The organism is Natrinema hispanicum (genome assembly GCF_004217335.1).
Taxonomy (GTDB): domain Archaea; phylum Halobacteriota; class Halobacteria; order Halobacteriales; family Natrialbaceae; genus Natrinema; species Natrinema hispanicum.
On the sequence record NZ_SHMP01000003.1, the window covers coordinates 835,001 to 849,939 of the forward strand.

The 14,939-nt window shown below is 64.0% G+C and carries 14 protein-coding genes and 1 tRNA gene; 6 read left to right on the top strand and 9 right to left on the bottom strand.

The window, feature by feature from the left end; translation table 11 throughout:
- Positions 1 to 26 precede the first annotated feature (26 nt).
- Entirely contained in the window at positions 27 to 1,028 is a 1,002-nt protein-coding gene (locus tag BDK88_RS04900) for a YkgJ family cysteine cluster protein (protein WP_130499414.1), read from the bottom strand.
- Positions 1,029 to 1,140: 112 nt separating this feature from the next.
- Here BDK88_RS04900 and BDK88_RS04905 point away from each other — a divergent pair, with 112 nt between their 5' ends.
- Positions 1,141 to 1,386 carry a DUF7561 family protein gene (locus BDK88_RS04905; RefSeq protein WP_008013731.1) on the top strand — a complete coding sequence of 82 codons (246 nt, stop codon included), beginning with the start codon at positions 1,141 to 1,143 and terminating at the stop codon, positions 1,384 to 1,386.
- 84 nt (positions 1,387 to 1,470) lie between these two features.
- Here BDK88_RS04905 and BDK88_RS04910 read toward each other — a convergent pair.
- Positions 1,471 to 1,559 (bottom strand) — tRNA-Gly (locus tag BDK88_RS04910).
- A gap of 203 nt (positions 1,560 to 1,762) precedes the next feature.
- Here BDK88_RS04910 and BDK88_RS04915 point away from each other — a divergent pair.
- Entirely contained in the window at positions 1,763 to 3,595 is a 1,833-nt protein-coding gene (locus tag BDK88_RS04915; protein ID WP_130499806.1) for a helicase C-terminal domain-containing protein, read from the top strand.
- Positions 3,596 to 3,895: 300 nt separating this feature from the next.
- On the opposite strand, the gene BDK88_RS04920 is transcribed toward BDK88_RS04915, so the two are convergent.
- The 3 genes from BDK88_RS04920 to BDK88_RS04930 all read right to left on the bottom strand — a co-directional run bounded on the left by BDK88_RS04920 (position 3,896) and on the right by BDK88_RS04930 (position 7,226).
- Entirely contained in the window at positions 3,896 to 4,705 is an 810-nt protein-coding gene (locus BDK88_RS04920) for a helix-turn-helix transcriptional regulator (RefSeq protein WP_130499415.1), read from the bottom strand.
- A 234-nt stretch (positions 4,706 to 4,939) separates the two neighbouring features.
- Positions 4,940 to 6,109, bottom strand: a complete 1,170-nt coding sequence (locus BDK88_RS04925) for a class I SAM-dependent methyltransferase (RefSeq protein WP_130499416.1) — start codon at positions 6,107 to 6,109, stop codon at positions 4,940 to 4,942.
- Positions 6,102 to 7,226, bottom strand: a complete 1,125-nt coding sequence (locus tag BDK88_RS04930) for a 60S ribosomal export protein NMD3 (protein WP_130499417.1) — start codon at positions 7,224 to 7,226, stop codon at positions 6,102 to 6,104. Before BDK88_RS04930 ends, BDK88_RS04925 begins: the two co-directional genes overlap by 8 nt.
- A 266-nt stretch (positions 7,227 to 7,492) precedes the next feature.
- Between BDK88_RS04930 and htpX the strand changes: the two genes are divergently transcribed.
- Both htpX and pspAB read left to right on the top strand, forming a co-directional pair.
- Positions 7,493 to 8,380, top strand: a complete 888-nt coding sequence (gene htpX, locus BDK88_RS04935; RefSeq protein WP_130499418.1) for a zinc metalloprotease HtpX — start codon at positions 7,493 to 7,495, stop codon at positions 8,378 to 8,380.
- A 24-nt stretch (positions 8,381 to 8,404) separates the two neighbouring features.
- Positions 8,405 to 9,010: a PspA-associated protein PspAB gene (gene pspAB, locus BDK88_RS04940; protein ID WP_130499419.1), complete on the top strand. Its 606-nt coding sequence runs from the start codon at positions 8,405 to 8,407 to the stop codon at positions 9,008 to 9,010.
- A 307-nt stretch (positions 9,011 to 9,317) separates the two neighbouring features.
- On the opposite strand, the gene BDK88_RS04945 is transcribed toward pspAB, so the two are convergent.
- Positions 9,318 to 9,722, bottom strand: coding sequence for a DUF5518 domain-containing protein (locus BDK88_RS04945; RefSeq protein WP_130499420.1), 405 nt, complete (start codon positions 9,720 to 9,722; stop codon positions 9,318 to 9,320).
- Positions 9,723 to 9,980: 258 nt separating this feature from the next.
- The gene (locus tag BDK88_RS04950) at positions 9,981 to 10,598 is read right to left on the bottom strand and encodes a GAP family protein (RefSeq protein ID WP_130499421.1); all 618 of its coding nucleotides are present in this window, start codon (positions 10,596 to 10,598) and stop codon (positions 9,981 to 9,983) included.
- A 455-nt stretch (positions 10,599 to 11,053) separates the two neighbouring features.
- Between BDK88_RS04950 and BDK88_RS04955 the strand changes: the two genes are divergently transcribed.
- Both BDK88_RS04955 and radA read left to right on the top strand, forming a co-directional pair.
- Positions 11,054 to 12,241: a PQQ-binding-like beta-propeller repeat protein gene (locus BDK88_RS04955; RefSeq protein ID WP_130499422.1), complete on the top strand. Its 1,188-nt coding sequence runs from the start codon at positions 11,054 to 11,056 to the stop codon at positions 12,239 to 12,241.
- Between the two features lie 160 nt (positions 12,242 to 12,401).
- Complete coding sequence (gene radA, locus BDK88_RS04960; protein ID WP_130499423.1) at positions 12,402 to 13,433, top strand: DNA repair and recombination protein RadA; 1,032 nt, start codon at positions 12,402 to 12,404, stop codon at positions 13,431 to 13,433.
- Between the two features lie 155 nt (positions 13,434 to 13,588).
- Here radA and sufU read toward each other — a convergent pair whose 3' ends face one another.
- A complete protein-coding gene (gene sufU / locus BDK88_RS04965) occupies positions 13,589 to 14,011 on the bottom strand; it encodes a Fe-S cluster assembly sulfur transfer protein SufU (protein WP_130499424.1) in 423 nt (140 codons plus the stop codon).
- 174 nt (positions 14,012 to 14,185) lie between these two features.
- The gene (locus BDK88_RS04970) at positions 14,186 to 14,818 is read right to left on the bottom strand and encodes an HD domain-containing protein (protein WP_130499425.1); all 633 of its coding nucleotides are present in this window, start codon (positions 14,816 to 14,818) and stop codon (positions 14,186 to 14,188) included.
- Positions 14,819 to 14,939 lie beyond the last annotated feature (121 nt).

The following is a 14,939-nucleotide window of genomic DNA, read 5'->3' on the forward strand; positions in this document are numbered from 1 at the left end:
TCGGTACGGAGCGAACGCTCTTAACGTCACTCGACGTCCCAACCCGGCGTTTCGGGTGCGCCCCGCTCGCGTTCGACGGCGTCGGCGATGGTCGGCGACGGCACCGCCTTGCCGGCCGCCCGGCAGCGCTCATCCCAGTCGCGGATCGCCGGCCCGACCCACGACGCCTTGTCGGCGGGCTCCGTGTCGGCGTCCGCATCCGCGAGCATCCGCTCTTTTGCCTGCTCGTAGTGAAAGTCGGAAATCGCAAGCGTTCCGGGACTCGAGGCCGCGGCGACCGCGATCGCCTCGGCGCGGTCCTGGCGGGTGAGCTCGCCGGCTGCGGCCCGCTCGACGACTCCCTCGAGGGCGGTCGGTCGTGGATGACAGAACAGCTTCGCTCCGATCGCCTGCGAGCCCAACAGGAGGCCGTCGGGATCGTCGTGGTCGGCGTCGAGCAGTCGGTCGCCGCCGAAGGCCGACTCGACGCGCTCGCACTCGGTTTCGTGTGCGAGTGCGAGGTTGTGTTCCGGATACGCACCGCACTCGTCGGGAAACAGGTCGTCCTCGTGGATCCGACACTGGAGCGTCGTCGGATCGAGGAAGACACAGGTCGGCAGCCACGTCGGCTCGTCGCGACCGAACGGAGCCACCGGCTTCGGCGGCTTTCGGAGCCCGATGAAAAAGGCCGGCCGCCCCGCGACGGCGGCGACGGTGTGGCCGTCGATCTCGACGCCCGCTTGCGGCGCATCTCCGCTCGAGGAGTCCGTAGAACGTGGTTCCTCACGCTCGCCGCGGGCGTGCCAGAACCGCGGGGTCAGGGCCGCGCCCATCCCGGCCTCGAGAAACGCCCGCACCTCGTCGCGGGTCAGTGGGACGAAGGTGGGATCGTCGTCGAGCGGCTCCCGGGATGGTGTGGCCGACGGTTCGTCCTCGAACACCTCACGCCGCCGGTGGCCATCGACAGCGTCTCGAGCGTCCGCGTCGTCCTCGAGGAGCGCTCGCCAGTCCAGACAACAGCCTGCACAGCCTTCGCAGTTCACCTCCATATGCGGCGCTACACCGCTGGGTCGTATAACCGCTGTGCGGGCTCTCGCCACACGAACACAGCCGCCCAGCGATAGGCGAACGGCTTTCATCGTTCGACACCCACACACAGGTATGTCGAAAGCCTCCTGTGACGGCTGTGGCCGAACGGTCACGATTTCGGGCGGAATCGCCAATCTCTGGTCGTTCGGGACCGACGCCGGCACCGTCGGAACCGCGATCACGCTGGATCTCGAGGACGGCACTTCGCATCTACTGTGTTATCCGTGTCTCGAGGCACTGCCTGACTATCCGACGGCAGCGGATGTCGAGCGGCTCGAACAGGTCGACGACGAGACCTCACAACTCAGGTCGCGTTAAAAGCGTCGTGACGGGGGAGTGTGGCGGCAATAACACTGCGTGCGGTCGCGAGACCGCAGCCACAGCCACGGCAGCAACCGCAAGCGGAAGGGGTGGGATTTGAACGCCACGGGGCAAAGTGCCGCCGCGGAGCCAGGTGGCACCGCGGTGCTCTTCCGCTGAGCGACCCTTCCGCACGTCAGTTCGAGGGCGGATTTCGTCTTTGTAATCGGTCGACTACCGGCCTTCTGTCGACCGCCCACGTTTCGTAGGCGGCTAATACCGATCGGTAGCCGCCGGTTTCACCTGCGGATGAGTGAGGTTGCTGGCACGGGTCAGTCACACACGGCGCGACGGTCCGCAGCTTTTAGGACGTGGCCGCGCCGTGAGACGAACGGTGATTCCCGAGCGGCTCTTCGAGGAGTTTCCCGCGCCGAGTTACCGCGGGGCACAGGAGCAGGCACTGCGCGACATTCGAGACGCCTTCGCGGCCGGCAACGACGTCGTGCTCGTTCGCGCGCCGACGGGCAGTGGCAAGTCACTGCTCGCGCGCGCCGTCGCTGGCTGTGCCCGACGGGCCGACGAAGGCGATCCCAGCGACGCCACGGGGGCCTACTACACGACGCCGCAGGTCTCTCAGTTAGACGACGTGGCGGCTGACGACCTGTTGGCCGACCTCAACGTCATCCGCGGCAAGTCGAACTACACCTGCATCCTGCCCGACGAGCGCGACACGCCGGTCAATCAGGCCCCCTGTGTCCGCGAGCGGGGCTACGACTGCTCGGTCAAGCATCGGTGTCCGTACTTCTCCGACCGGGCGATCGCGTCGAACCGCGAGATCGCGGCGATGACGCTTGCTTACTTCATGCAGACCGCCGGCAGCGAGGTGTTCCGGAAACGCGACGTCGTCGTCGTCGACGAGGCCCACGGCCTCGCCGAGTGGGCCGAGATGTACGCGACGATCCAACTCGGTCCCCGAACCGTGCCGTTCTGGGACGACCTTCGCGTCACGGAGATCGACTCTGTCGAACGCGCTGCCCGCTACGCCGACAATCTGGCGGGAACCTGTACACGCCGGAAAGACGACCTGCTCGCACAGGAGACGCTCTCGCCCGCCGACGTGCGTGAACGCGATCGGTTACAGGAACTCATCGGCGAACTCGAGTGGTTCGTCTCTGATTACCGCGATCCGCAAAGTCCGACGACGTGGCTGGTCGACCAGTCCGAGCCACGCACTCGCGACGCCAGCGCCGATGCCGACGACCCCGCAGGCGGCCCGCTGACGATCAAGCCGATGAACCCCGAAAAATACCTCCAGCACACCGTCTGGGATCGGGGCAACAAGTTCGCGCTGCTGTCGGCGACGATCTTAAACAAGGCGGCCTTCTGTCGACAGGTCGGCCTCGAGCCCGACCGGGTCGCCTTGGTCGACGTCGAACACACCTTCCCCGTCGAAAACCGGCCGCTGTACGACGTGACACAGGGGAAGATGACCTACGAGCACCGCGACGAGACGACGCCGAAGATCGCCCGGACGATCGTCCGGCTAATGGCCCATCATCCCGACGAGAAGGGACTGATCCACGCCCACTCCTACGATATTCAGGAACGCCTCGCCGACCTGCTGGTCGATTTCGGCGTTGGCGATCGAATCCGCACCCACGACCGCGACGGTCGCGACGCTGCACTCGAGGCCTGGAAAGCCAGCGACGACCCCGATGTCTTCCTCTCGGTGAAGATGGAGGAAGCACTCGATCTGAAGGGCGAACTCTGTCGCTGGCAGGTGCTCTGTAAGGCTCCCTTCCTCAACACCGGCGACTCGCGCGTCGCCCACCGGCTCGAGGAGGGACAGTGGGCGTGGTACTACCGGACGACGCTTCGCACGGTCATTCAGGCCTGTGGCCGCGTCGTTCGCGCCCCAGATGACTACGGGGCGACGTATCTCGCGGACTCGAGTCTGGTGGATCTGTTCGAGCGCGCGCGGACGGACATGCCTGACTGGTTTGCGGCGCAGGTCGATCGCATGGAACAGCCGGAACTCCCCGCGTTTGATCCACAGGCGGCCCTCGGCGGTGCAACGAGGACAGCACGATCGGCGGGGACGTCACGCTCGAGTCGCGCCACTGAGGCGGATGCGGGACATGACAGTAGAACCTCGTCACGATCGCGGCGGTCGCGGCGATCATCCCGCTCCAGCCCGCTGGCGGATGTCTGGGATACCGACGAGTGAGACGGTCTCCTGTCAGTCAGTGCCGGTGCAACCGCGACCGCCCTGCGGTTGCACCGGGACATCGGTACAGCAAACCGTATGACGGCCGATTCGCGGTGGACCAGTCCCGTCGTGGACGAATAGGCATGACCTCGACCCCGGTCCACCGCCGCTGCCGTCGGTTGGGCCGAGACGGCCAGCGCTCAATTATCTGTCTCGCGTAACATGTTGCACGGTGTGTAACAGTTCGGCAGTCGCGGGCGACCTGCCCGACGACTGGCGAGCGTGAGCGACGGCGTCGGTATAGCGTCCTCGTGACCGTCAGGACAGGGACCTGAGCGTCTCGCCGGTTACCTGCCGTGCGCCGTCCCGAAGTCGGCTGTATCGATCGGCCGCCCACTCACGAAGCCGATCGTCCGGGCTCTCAAGGACGGCGACGAGACGGCTGTTGTCGTACGCACGAAGAAGCGTCCGCTCTTCGCCGAGCGTCATTCCCAGCGATGGCGATTCCGACGCGGCGTACAGTTCGAACGCGTCGCACTCGAGTGACGCGTGCAACTGATCGGGTGACTGTCTTGCGACGGCTCGCAGGGCTGCCTCGTCGACGACGAATTCCGTCGGCGTTCCCGCGTCGGCGATCGGCTCGTGGACAGCCAGCAGTTGTCGGGTGAGCACTGGTGTGGTGACACGCAGCCGCGTGTGCTTGCCGGCCGGCTCGAGGGCCGCGAGCCGATCGCCGTACCACTCGAGCGGATACTGGGGGTTCGTCTCGGTCGGCGTCGCCAGCCGTGCCCCGCACAGCCACTCGAGGTCGAGTTCAGCAGCTGTGTCTTCGGCGTGAGCACAGAACGGCTCGAGTCGCTCGAGCGTTTGGAGTCGGTTATGTGCGCGCTCGTACGTTTGCAGTGCCAGCTCGCCGATCGCGGTCACTTCGTACCCGCCGTCGACCCGCCGAACCCAGTCGCGTTTGACCAGTTCGGAGAGCGTCCGGTGGACGGTCGTCCGGGAGACGTCGGCAACCGAGACCAGCTCGGCCGGCTGGGCGGTCCCGTCGACGAGCCGCTCGAGAATCGTGGGCCGGACAGTCGAGCCGGAGAGATAGCGAAGCGCACGTGCTGGCTCGTCGGTCATCTAGTTGTCAGACTGACTAGTCAGCAGTAAATACTTACGATTGACAGAGGGATGTCACGAGCCAGAGCCTAGAAGATGGCTGTCGCGCCCCATGCCACCATCGAGGACACCATGAGGAACGCGAAGACGAGCGCGATGACCTGATTCTTGTCCATAGTCGACGACTACGGCCCCGCAAGTATCAATGTCACGACCGGAGCCGGCCAGCGCCTCGACCACGCTGTGTCCCGCGTCTCAGTCGAACCGGGCGTCGACGACGACGTGTGCGACACCTGCGCTGTGGCTTTTCACTCGCCGTTTCTCGAGCACCTCGAGGTCGCGGCCGGCCGCATCGGCGGCCCGCTCGAGGCGAGCAAGCGGGCGGTCCCAGAGCCGTGCTTCCGGTGTCGCCTCGTGGTAGTGGACGACGCCGCCGGGAGAAAGCGCCTCGAGCGCGTCGGGGAGGAACTCGTGTGCTTCGTCGGTTCGCGTGCCCGCCCCTTCGTTGTCGTCGTCGCTCGAGTCGTCCGAACTGCCGTAGTAGCCCATGATGACCCGATCGACATCGAGGCCGCCGGCGAGGTCGCGACAGTCGGTCATGTAGGCATCGATCCGGTCGCCGACATCGTTGAGCATGGCGTTCTCGAGCAGATAGCGAAACGCCGTCGGGTTGAGTTCGGTCGCAGTGACCTGTGCGCCGGCCCGCGCTATCGGCAGCGTGAAGTAGCCGATCCCGGCGAACATATCGAAGACGTGCTCGTCGGCGTCGACGATTTCGCCCATCCGGGCGCGTTCGGCCTGATTCCCCGGCGAGAACATCACTTTCGTGGGGTCGAGGCCGTACTGGGTGCCGTGTTCGGTGTGGATCGTCTCCGTGTCCTGCTCTCCGGCGAGTAGTCGGGTGCGGGGCTCGCGGTAGGTGCCCGCTGTGCCGTCGTTTGCGATCCCCGCATCGGCCAGTACGCTGTCGGCCTCGCCGTGTAACTCGAGTAAGGCCTCGCCGACCGCCGTCTCGTCGGGACAGTCCTCGGGAACGGTCACGAGGATTACCGATCCGATCACTGCCCACGAGCCCGGGGCCGACTCGAGATCGTCATCGCTCCAGCCCCGGTCGGCCAGCAGGTCCTCGAGATCGGGATTTCGGCGTTCGGGCTCGAGTTGGCGGACGACTTCGTGGACCTGTGTCTCCGTTGGCGGTTCCGTAATCGGGAGGGCGTTTCTGTTAGGGCCATCTTCGCAGACGCGCCGCGACTCGTCGTAGACGCCCTCAGCGCGCAGCGACTCGATAGCCGTCTCCGTCCGGGGTTTGTCGACAATCGCGGCCAGCGGGGCGTCGGCCGCCGCCCGCTCGAGGACGGCGTCGGCTGCGGGCTCAAGGTCGTGAGCGTCCTCGGCCGCCGGCTGGTCGTCCGCGTCCTCAGTCATCGCGCTCGTCGGGCAGAATGTGCAGTCCGGCCCGGCTCTTCAGTACGGGGACGGTCTCGGCGTCGGGATCGAAGTAGTCCGGCCGCGCGACGGTTTTCGCCTGGAAGGTCTCAGGGTCGAGTACCTGTACGGCGTTGTCGTCTTCGACGGTGACGACAGTGGCTTCGGTCGCGTCCTCGAACTCGCCGAGTTTGCGTGCCTCCGGCGAGTTGCCTTCTTCGTAGCTTGCCTCGTATCGTTCGCCAGTCGTCACGCGAATACCTTTGAGATTGCCGCGAGCGCTGCGGACGAGGACGGGACCGCCGTCGTCGTCGGCGAGGTCGATGATGTCGCCGGGGGTATAGGGCGGCAGGCGGACGGCGAACGTGACACGGTAGACCTCGTTGCCGTCCTCGTCTTCCGTGACGAGGGTTTCGGCATCGTTGACGGTACCACCGAACTCCTCGACCATCTTGTTCGAGATCTTCTTGCCGATTTTGTTGGTCGAGACCTTGATGTTGAGTCCGTCGTCGGTCTCGCCGACCTCGGTGACGAAGGCGTTGCGGTCGCCCGTTGCCTCCATGTCTGCGACGGTCTGATTCGCGACCTCCTTTGCCCGTTCCATCTCGTCGCTCGTCGGGGTGCGATCCTCGGCGCGGATCTGGACGATACTGGCGTAGTAGTCGCCAGCGATCCGTCCACACCGGGTACAGGTCTGGCGGGCGATCTTAACGGGGACCGTCACTTGCTCGTCGACTGGCGTCCCGCGGACGATGCCAGTGAAATAACAGTGCATCCGGATCGTGTTCTGGTCGACCTGCTCGGGATCGATCTGCCAGGCGACGTCTTCGACGTCGACGTGGACGGCAAGCGCCTGACTGACTTCCTCGATGGCGATGTCCGTGTAGTCTTCGGCACCGACGTCGACCCACCGATTCCCGCGATAGACCGCCCCACACCGCGAACAGACGCGAACGTCGATTCGGTCCGGCGCGTCGACGAAGTCGAAGTCCTCGAAGTAACACGAATCACAGAGTTCGACTTCTGCACCGGGCCGCAACGGATCGTTCGCGTCGCTCGCCGATCGCTCGGGTACTGCATCCCCACATCGGGGGCAGAACGCACGCGACTCACTCATTAGCCTCGTTTGGAATCTCAGCGAGTTAAGAGCCGCGTTCCGACTGGTTACGTTCGTCCGCGTTGCTCGTCTTCTCGAGCCGGCGTCGATCGGGTCGGCCAACGTAGCAGACGCCTGTCAGACGGGCCGCCGATTCGATTGTGTCAGACGTGACTCAGTCACACGGTTTCCATACGAAATGAAGGGGTTCACTCGGTAGTCGAAGACGGGCAGGGGCTATCGGTTCGGTGGTGATGCTTATTCCGTCGCGGCCCATACCTATCGATATGAACTGGCAGGCGGACTGGGGACTACGATTTCGGATGTTCGTGACGATGTTCCTGCTGTTTGCGCTGTACATCGTCTTCGCCGGCGTGATTACCGCCTACGTCGGCGGCGGACTGTTCTTCTTCGCGCTGCTGTTCGGTGGCTTCTCGCTGGTCCAGTACTACTTCAGCGACACCCTCACGCTGAAGAGTATGGGCGCAAAGACCGTCTCGCGCGACGAGTATCCGCAACTGCACGCCTCGATCGAACGGCTCTCACAGCAGGCCGATCTCCCGAAACCCAAAGTGGCAGTCGTCGATTCGAGCGTCCCCAACGCCTTCGCGACCGGGCGCAATCAGCGCAATGCCGCTGTCTGCGTGACGACCGGGCTCATGAAGACGCTCGAGCGGGACGAACTCGACGGCGTCCTCGCACACGAACTTGCCCACGTCAAGAACCGAGACATGATGGTGATGACGATCGCCTCCTTTCTCTCGACGATCGCGTTCATGATGGTCCGCTGGGGAGCCTTTTTCGGCGGCGGGCACGGCCGTGGCCGCGAAGGTGGTGGCGGCGGTATCGTGGTCGCGATCCTCGTCTCGCTGGTCGTCTGGATCATCAGCTATCTGTTGATCCGGGCGCTCTCGCGCTATCGCGAGTTCGCCGCCGACCGCGGCGCGGCTGCGATCACCGGCAACCCCTCGGCGCTTGCCTCCGCGTTGCTGAAGATTTCGGGCCAGATGGACAAGGTTCCAAAAGAGGACCTACGCGAAGAAGCCGAGATGAACGCCTTCTTCATCATCCCGATCAAGTCCGGCGTCATCGGCCGACTCTTCAGCACGCATCCGTCGACCGAACGGCGTGTCGAACAGCTCCGCGACCTCGAGCGCGAAATGCAGACCTTCTAAGGGATCACACCGCTCACAGAACCTATGGGACTGCTGGATGGGCTCCGCGCTGTCCTCGGGATGCGCGCCGAGACCGACGCCGGACGCGACGCCGACCCCGACGATCTCTTCGGAATGAGCACCGCCTACCTCACGATGGAGGCTGACCTGGGCTACGAGTCACTCGACGTCGGCGCACTCTGTTTTTCTGGCGTCGACTCGGCCGACTTCCGGGACGCCGTCGACGAGGTCGAGGCGATTCTCGAAGCCGGGCAGGAAGAGACAGGAACCGACTTCTCGGTCACGTCGGACGAGCACGGCTACCACTGGGTCGTCCTCGAGGACGACGATCCGGAAGACCTCATTACAAGTATGCACTTCGCCGCCGACACGTTCATCGAACACGGCTACGGCTCGCGGCTGCTCGCTGCCGTGTTCGCATATAGCAACCGGGACGGGCCTGCCTACTGGATCTACTCCTTCCGACGCGGCCGCTTCTATCCGTTCGTCCCGCGATCCGGCCGGGAACGTGACTCGAGCGCGGAGTTTACCCTCGAGTCGGCCTTAGACGGCGAACTCGAACTCGAGCGCGAGAAGGAGTACTGGTATCCGCTCTGGCCCAGCGAGGGCGGAACCCATCCCTGGGAGTGATCGGTTCAGCGACTGAGGCCGGTTCGGTGTCCAGCGTGGAGCACGAGCATAGATACCAAATTCTTTTGGAGACAGTAGTATAGCAGTTCGACGAGTACGGGGGAGTACGCGGCAGGAATCCAAGACGTCACATCACCAAACGTCACATCATCACCACAACTGCGCCATACACCAGTTGCTCCCGTTCCTGCCGTTCCCCCCTTTCATACCCGTGAGCCGGTGGCTTGGCAACGTTCGGTGGGCGTTTCTGCCGGCTCGCAGTGTCTGAGAGTGACTCATCAAAAACGTCGTAAACCGCTGATTTCGCTTACGCCCGTGCGCCGGTGGCCTTCCGAGCGGCCCGGCGTCCATGTGCCCACGAGCCGACCGCGCCGCCGAGGGCACCGGGGATGGCATAGAACGCGATCAGCAGCAAGCCACCGACGAGCACGCCGAACGTCGGGACGACCCCTGCAAAGAGCAGCGTGGTGAACGTCACGATCGCCAGCGTGATGAGCGATCCGAGGACGGTTGCGATGCCGCCGTGGACCGCGCCGGTGCTCACCGTCCCAGCGGCGAGATACCCGGCGACGAGCCCGCCGAGGATGCCGATCATTGCCCAGGATGTCGCCAGGGACATGAGTTCTGTTCCCGCGACGATGAGCCCACTGACGATTCCGAGGGCGAGGGTGGCAGCGAATCCGATTACGATTGCTTTCCAATTTAATTCCATGGTCAGTCGTGTAGTAGGCTTCCAACGGTTATAACGTTCTTTTCAGCGTTTTCGGAGAGTACAAGCGCTCAGACAGAATATCTGATGGCACGGAGATGAGGGCCGTCACTGGGCAAGCGTCGACATGAATCAGCATGCAGCGGAGACTGGCTGGTCGAGCGACCTCGTCTAGGTACTCATACGGTCTGTTGTCAGTCAGTGCCGGTGCATCCACGACCATCCTGCGGGCCCACCGGTGCCCAGTGACAGGAACCCGTATCAGCCCAGAAGATTATTGAGCGACATCGCGATGAACAAGAGGATCACGAGTTCGTTGACGATCCACGAATTCGCGTCCATCCAGTTGCGAGCCTTCGGAAGGAAGGTTTCGGCGCGCTCACTGAACACAACCAGGGTAAGCGATGGGAGTGCAAGCACCAGAAGCGTACACAGAATAAACGGGATGGCGTCTAGCAACGACGCATCGCTGGCCGCCAGATAGGAGCCGACGGCAACCGACGTGAGGATATCCGTCGGGAAAAACCCCATCAGGAGAAAGCCGAGTCTGAACGAAAACCGGGGCGTCGCGGTCTCGAGTTTGCCCATCCATCGTGGCGGTTCTGACGTCTCTCGAGTGAGATAAGTATGGACCATCGCGAGCACGAGCGCGACGAGGACGATCGCGCTGAGCGTCGTATTCGATGGTCCCTGTTCGGTCACACCGGCGCTTACCTCGTATGCAACTGCGACGACCAGTGAGATCGAGATGGCCGCACCACCGACGAACGCAGCGGAGTTTCGACGCCAGTTTCTGCTCGTTGCGAGAAAGATGGCGCTAAGGATCTGTGGGCCCGCAATCATCACGAACACCATCGGCAACACCTCGAGAAATCTCATCGGTCGACCACTCGGGAGTCGTTCTCTCCGTGTTGTCTCAGCCCGACCCTGGCGCGGGCGTTCGGATCTCCTCGGCGGACACCGCCGGGACGGACACAGTAGTTATCGTCGCGTGTGACGGCTGTGTTGGCTACCATACTGTCATTCAGGGCGTTTTCGGACGTCCAACACTAGTTGGGCACAAAACAGGTTAAAGCTTGACCGCGCAACCGGGTCTTTCCTCGAGTCTGGATCCCTCCAATCCGAACGTGGTGACTTGTCTCTCCCAGACAACTGTTCCACGCTGAGTGGCGTTCTCGCGCGGTGAACCTGACGAACACGGCGTGATACTGCCGGACAAAACGGTTCATCCCTCGATCGCGTCTCGACGGGCCCGACTCTGTTCCGATTCTCCGCCGGGGCCAGTGCTGTGACAGCCACCCTTCTTATAGCAATTCAGCCGGAAGCCACACGTAGTGACCGATTGGAACCAGCAGCAGGGAGACCCACATAACTCGGGGCTCCAGCGCGACCTCGAAGGGCCGTCTCGCGTCACCGAAGCATGGACTGTCGACCTCGTCGGCCCGCCGGGATCGCCGGTGTGCGATCGCGACACCGTCTACGTCGGCACGACTCGGGGGAACTGCTACGCGCTCGACGCCGAAACGGGCCGTCGGCGGTGGGTTTTCGAGACACCGACCGCAACCGACGCAACACCGGTCGTCACTCGCGACCGACTTTACGTCGGGGCCGACGATGGAACGGTCGTCGCGCTCGATCCCGCTACCGGCGAGGTTGAGTGGGAGGTCGAGCTGCCGGCCGACCTCGAGTCTGACCTCACGCTCTCGGACGGCCGCCTCTATGCTGGTCACACAACCGGACTGTCCGCGCTCGAAGCTGAGACGGGCGCGGTGCTGTGGACTCACGAGACCGACTCGGCAGTCACTGGTACCCCGGCGGTCGCCGATGGACGGGACGTCGATCGAAGCCGATCGACCGGGTCCCCGCTTTCGGAACCGGACGAGACGGCTCTGCTCGAAACCGACCAGCTATCGGGGCCGGATCGACGGTGGGCCGAGGAACGGGTGTTCGCCGGGACTGCAGACGGGACGGTGTTCGCACTCGAGGCTGAGACCAGTGACCAACTCTGGACTGCGCCGACTGGCGGTGCAGTCACGACCGGGCCGACGGTCGCCGCGGATCGGGTCTATGTCGCCGACCGCGCGGGGACGATGCTCGCACTGGACGCCGCCACCGGCCAGACGTGGTTTACCTACGAGATACAGGGTGGATTCACCACGTCGCCGACCGTGCTCGCGGCCGCCGAGACGACGTTCGTCGGCGCGACCGACGGCTACTGCCACGTCACCGACACGACTGTCGGCCGGCGCAAACTACGCGGCTGGCTGTTCTCGCGCAAAGGCGTCGAACTCGACGGCCCGGTTCGCTCGGCACCTGTCGTCGTCGGCGATGTCTGCTGTGTCGGCGACGCGAGCGGGTCGCTCTACGGGATCGACGTTGACGATGCCGAACCGATCTGGCACGTTGCCCTCGCGGATGCCGTCAGCGACACGCCCGCGGTCGCATCCGGCCGGCTTTTCGTCGGGAGCGACGACGACCGTCTCACCTGTCTCGAGTGGGAGACGGCCGACCCGAATCGCTGACATCCATCCTGCACCGCTCGGGTCGATTCTCGCCATCGAGGCGCGCCTTCTCTGATAAATGTAGTGCAGTCGTTTCGGAGCACCCCCGCGCCCGCCAGCACTTTCACTTTCACTCCCCTGTTAACGAGGGTTTATGGGGGGTCCAGCACAACGGCAGAGTATGCCCGAAGCAGATCTCGAGACGCTCCCCGGCGTCGGACCGGCGACCGCAGACAAACTCCACGACGCAGGCTTCGACTCCTTCCAGAGTCTCGCCGTTGCCTCCCCCTCCGAACTCTCGAATACGGCCGATGTCGGCGAATCCACCGCATCCGACATCGTCCGCGCTGCCCGCGACGCTGCCGACATCGGTGGCTTCGAAACCGGCTCGACGGTCCTCGAGCGCCGCAACGAGATCGGCAAGCTCAGCTGGCACATCGACGAGGTCGACGACCTGCTGGGCGGTGGGATCGAAACCCAGTCGATCACCGAGGTCTACGGTGAGTTCGGTGCCGGCAAGTCCCAGGTAACTCACCAGATGGCCGTCAACGTCCAGCTGCCGAAGGAAGTCGGCGGCCTCCACGGCTCCTGTATCTTCGTCGACAGCGAGGACACCTTCCGCCCCGAGCGGATCGACGACATGGTACGCGGACTGCCGGACGAGGCGATCGACGCAGCCCTCGAGGACCGCGAAATCGAAGGGTCGGCCGACGACGAAGATGCCGTCGACGACCTCGTCGAGGACTTCCTCGAGAAGATCCACGTCGCGAAGGCGTTCAACTCCAACCACCAGATGCTGCTGGCCGAGAAAGCGAAGGAACTCGCGGGCGAACACGAGGAGTCCGACTACCCTGTTCGCTTGCTCTGTGTCGACTCGCTGACCGCTCATTTCCGTGCCGAGTACGTCGGCCGTGGCGAACTCGCAGACCGCCAGCAGAAGCTCAACAAACACCTCCACGACCTCGATAAGGTCGGCAACCTCTACAACTGCGCCGTCATCGTCACCAATCAGGTCGCCTCCAACCCCGACTCGTTCTTCGGCGACCCGACCCAGCCCATCGGTGGCAACATTCTGGGCCACAAGTCGACGTTCCGGATCTATCTCCGCAAGTCCAAAGGCGACAAGCGGATCGTCCGGCTGGTCGACGCGCCGAACCTTGCCGATGGCGAGGCCGTCATGCGCGTTCAGGACGAAGGCCTGAAGCCGGAATAAGCGGACCTCTGGCTGCTAGACCCAGCGGCGTTTTTCCTGGCAGTCTCATTTCGACCGACGAGTGCGACCGTCTCGAGACGGCTGCCGTCGCTCGAGACGATGGTACCGAACCGCGAAACCGGTCAGAGACCGAACCGCGAAAACAGCAGACCGTGTCAGTCGTCCTCGGTCGTCGTCTTCTCGACGTCGAGGTCTCCCTGATAGATCTCCGCGCCGTCTTGGGCAACCTTCTCGGCTAAGACCGCACATTTGACCCGCATCGGCGAGATGTCGACGCCGAGCATGTCGATCACGTCGTCGCGATCCATCTCGAGCAACTCGTCGACGGTTTTGCCCTGGAGTTCCTTCGAGAGCATGCTGGCGGAGGCCTGACTGATCGCACAGCCGTCGCCAGAAAAGGCAACCTGCTTGATCGTCTCCTCGTCGTCGTCGAGTTTGACGTCCATACGAATCTCATCGCCACACATCGGGTTCTCGCCGATATGGGTAAACGTGGGATCCTCGAGTTCCCCGTAGTTCCGAGGGTTCTTGTAGTGGTCGAGGATCTGCTGTCGGTACATATCAGAGCCCAGTCCCATCGTTAGATACGGATAGGCCAGTGAGTTGTAAAAGGGTTCCGGGGCTGAAACCGGCGATCACGTCGGTCTGTGACGGATTCATACGGACTACTGTCAATCATTACCGGCACATCCGTGACCCGTCCTGTGAGTGCGCCGGGACGTCGGGACAGCAGACCGTATCAGCCGACGCCGTCAGCGCTCGCCGTCGACTTCTCTGTCGAACCGCTCGAGGAAATCCCGAACGAACGCCACACGGTCGACAGCGAGATCGCGACCCGCGTCGGTGTACAGCCGCTCGGGCAGTGCGAGGAGTTTCGTGGAGCAATGGTTGTACTGCGTTGCCCCGGCCTCGGTGTCGTCCTCGTCGACCGGACACGCCGGATCGTGAATTGGCGACCCGATCGCGCCGCCGTGGGCGAACGCTCGAGCGATGCCGACCGCACCCAGCGCGTCGAGGTCGTCCGCGTCGGCGACGATCTTCGCCGCCGGCGTCGCAGGCTCGATGTCGTTCGAATGCCGGTGCGCGCGAATGCAGTGTTGCACCCGTTCGATCGTCTCCGCCTCGGCTCCGCAGTCGCGCAGCATCGGCCCGGCTTTCCGTGCCCCCCAGCGTGCGTGATCGTCGGTCTCGCCGCGGTCCTCTCTCGCTCGGCCGATGTCGTGGAGCACGACGGCGAGTCGCACCACGCGCTCGTCGACCGGCTCGGGATGGCGCTCGCAGAGCGTTTCGGCGAGTGTGTCGACCCGCTGGACGTGGTGCCAGTCGTGAGCCGGCGGTGCGTCCTCGAAATAGGGACGAGCGCGGGTTCGGACTGCCTCGAGCATGGCTGTCGGTGATCGGGACCGGATCAAAAAGCCACTGCAATCGGGGCCACTGGTCGTTCCCCGTAGTAGCTGGCGGTTCCCTGCTCGAGGCCATTTCGGACGGACCCACACCGAATACGAA

What these genes read in the sequence shown, in the direction of transcription:
- BDK88_RS04930 (WP_130499417.1), bottom strand. Translation starts at nt 7,226, where the DNA reads ATGAGTGAGTCGCGTGCGTTCTGCCCCCGATGTGGGGATGCAGTACCC.
- BDK88_RS04945 (WP_130499420.1), bottom strand. Translation starts at nt 9,722, where the DNA reads ATGGAATTAAATTGGAAAGCAATCGTAATCGGATTCGCTGCCACCCTC.
- BDK88_RS04925 (WP_130499416.1), bottom strand. Translation starts at nt 6,109, where the DNA reads ATGACTGAGGACGCGGACGACCAGCCGGCGGCCGAGGACGCTCACGAC.
- sufU (WP_130499424.1), bottom strand. Translation starts at nt 14,011, where the DNA reads ATGGGACTGGGCTCTGATATGTACCGACAGCAGATCCTCGACCACTAC.
- pspAB (WP_130499419.1), top strand. Translation starts at nt 8,405, where the DNA reads ATGGGACTGCTGGATGGGCTCCGCGCTGTCCTCGGGATGCGCGCCGAG.
- radA (WP_130499423.1), top strand. Translation starts at nt 12,402, where the DNA reads ATGCCCGAAGCAGATCTCGAGACGCTCCCCGGCGTCGGACCGGCGACC.
- BDK88_RS04900 (WP_130499414.1), bottom strand. Translation starts at nt 1,028, where the DNA reads ATGGAGGTGAACTGCGAAGGCTGTGCAGGCTGTTGTCTGGACTGGCGA.
- BDK88_RS04905 (WP_008013731.1), top strand. Translation starts at nt 1,141, where the DNA reads ATGTCGAAAGCCTCCTGTGACGGCTGTGGCCGAACGGTCACGATTTCG.
- BDK88_RS04950 (WP_130499421.1), bottom strand. Translation starts at nt 10,598, where the DNA reads ATGAGATTTCTCGAGGTGTTGCCGATGGTGTTCGTGATGATTGCGGGC.
- htpX (WP_130499418.1), top strand. Translation starts at nt 7,493, where the DNA reads ATGAACTGGCAGGCGGACTGGGGACTACGATTTCGGATGTTCGTGACG.
- BDK88_RS04970 (WP_130499425.1), bottom strand. Translation starts at nt 14,818, where the DNA reads ATGCTCGAGGCAGTCCGAACCCGCGCTCGTCCCTATTTCGAGGACGCA.
- BDK88_RS04920 (WP_130499415.1), bottom strand. Translation starts at nt 4,705, where the DNA reads ATGACCGACGAGCCAGCACGTGCGCTTCGCTATCTCTCCGGCTCGACT.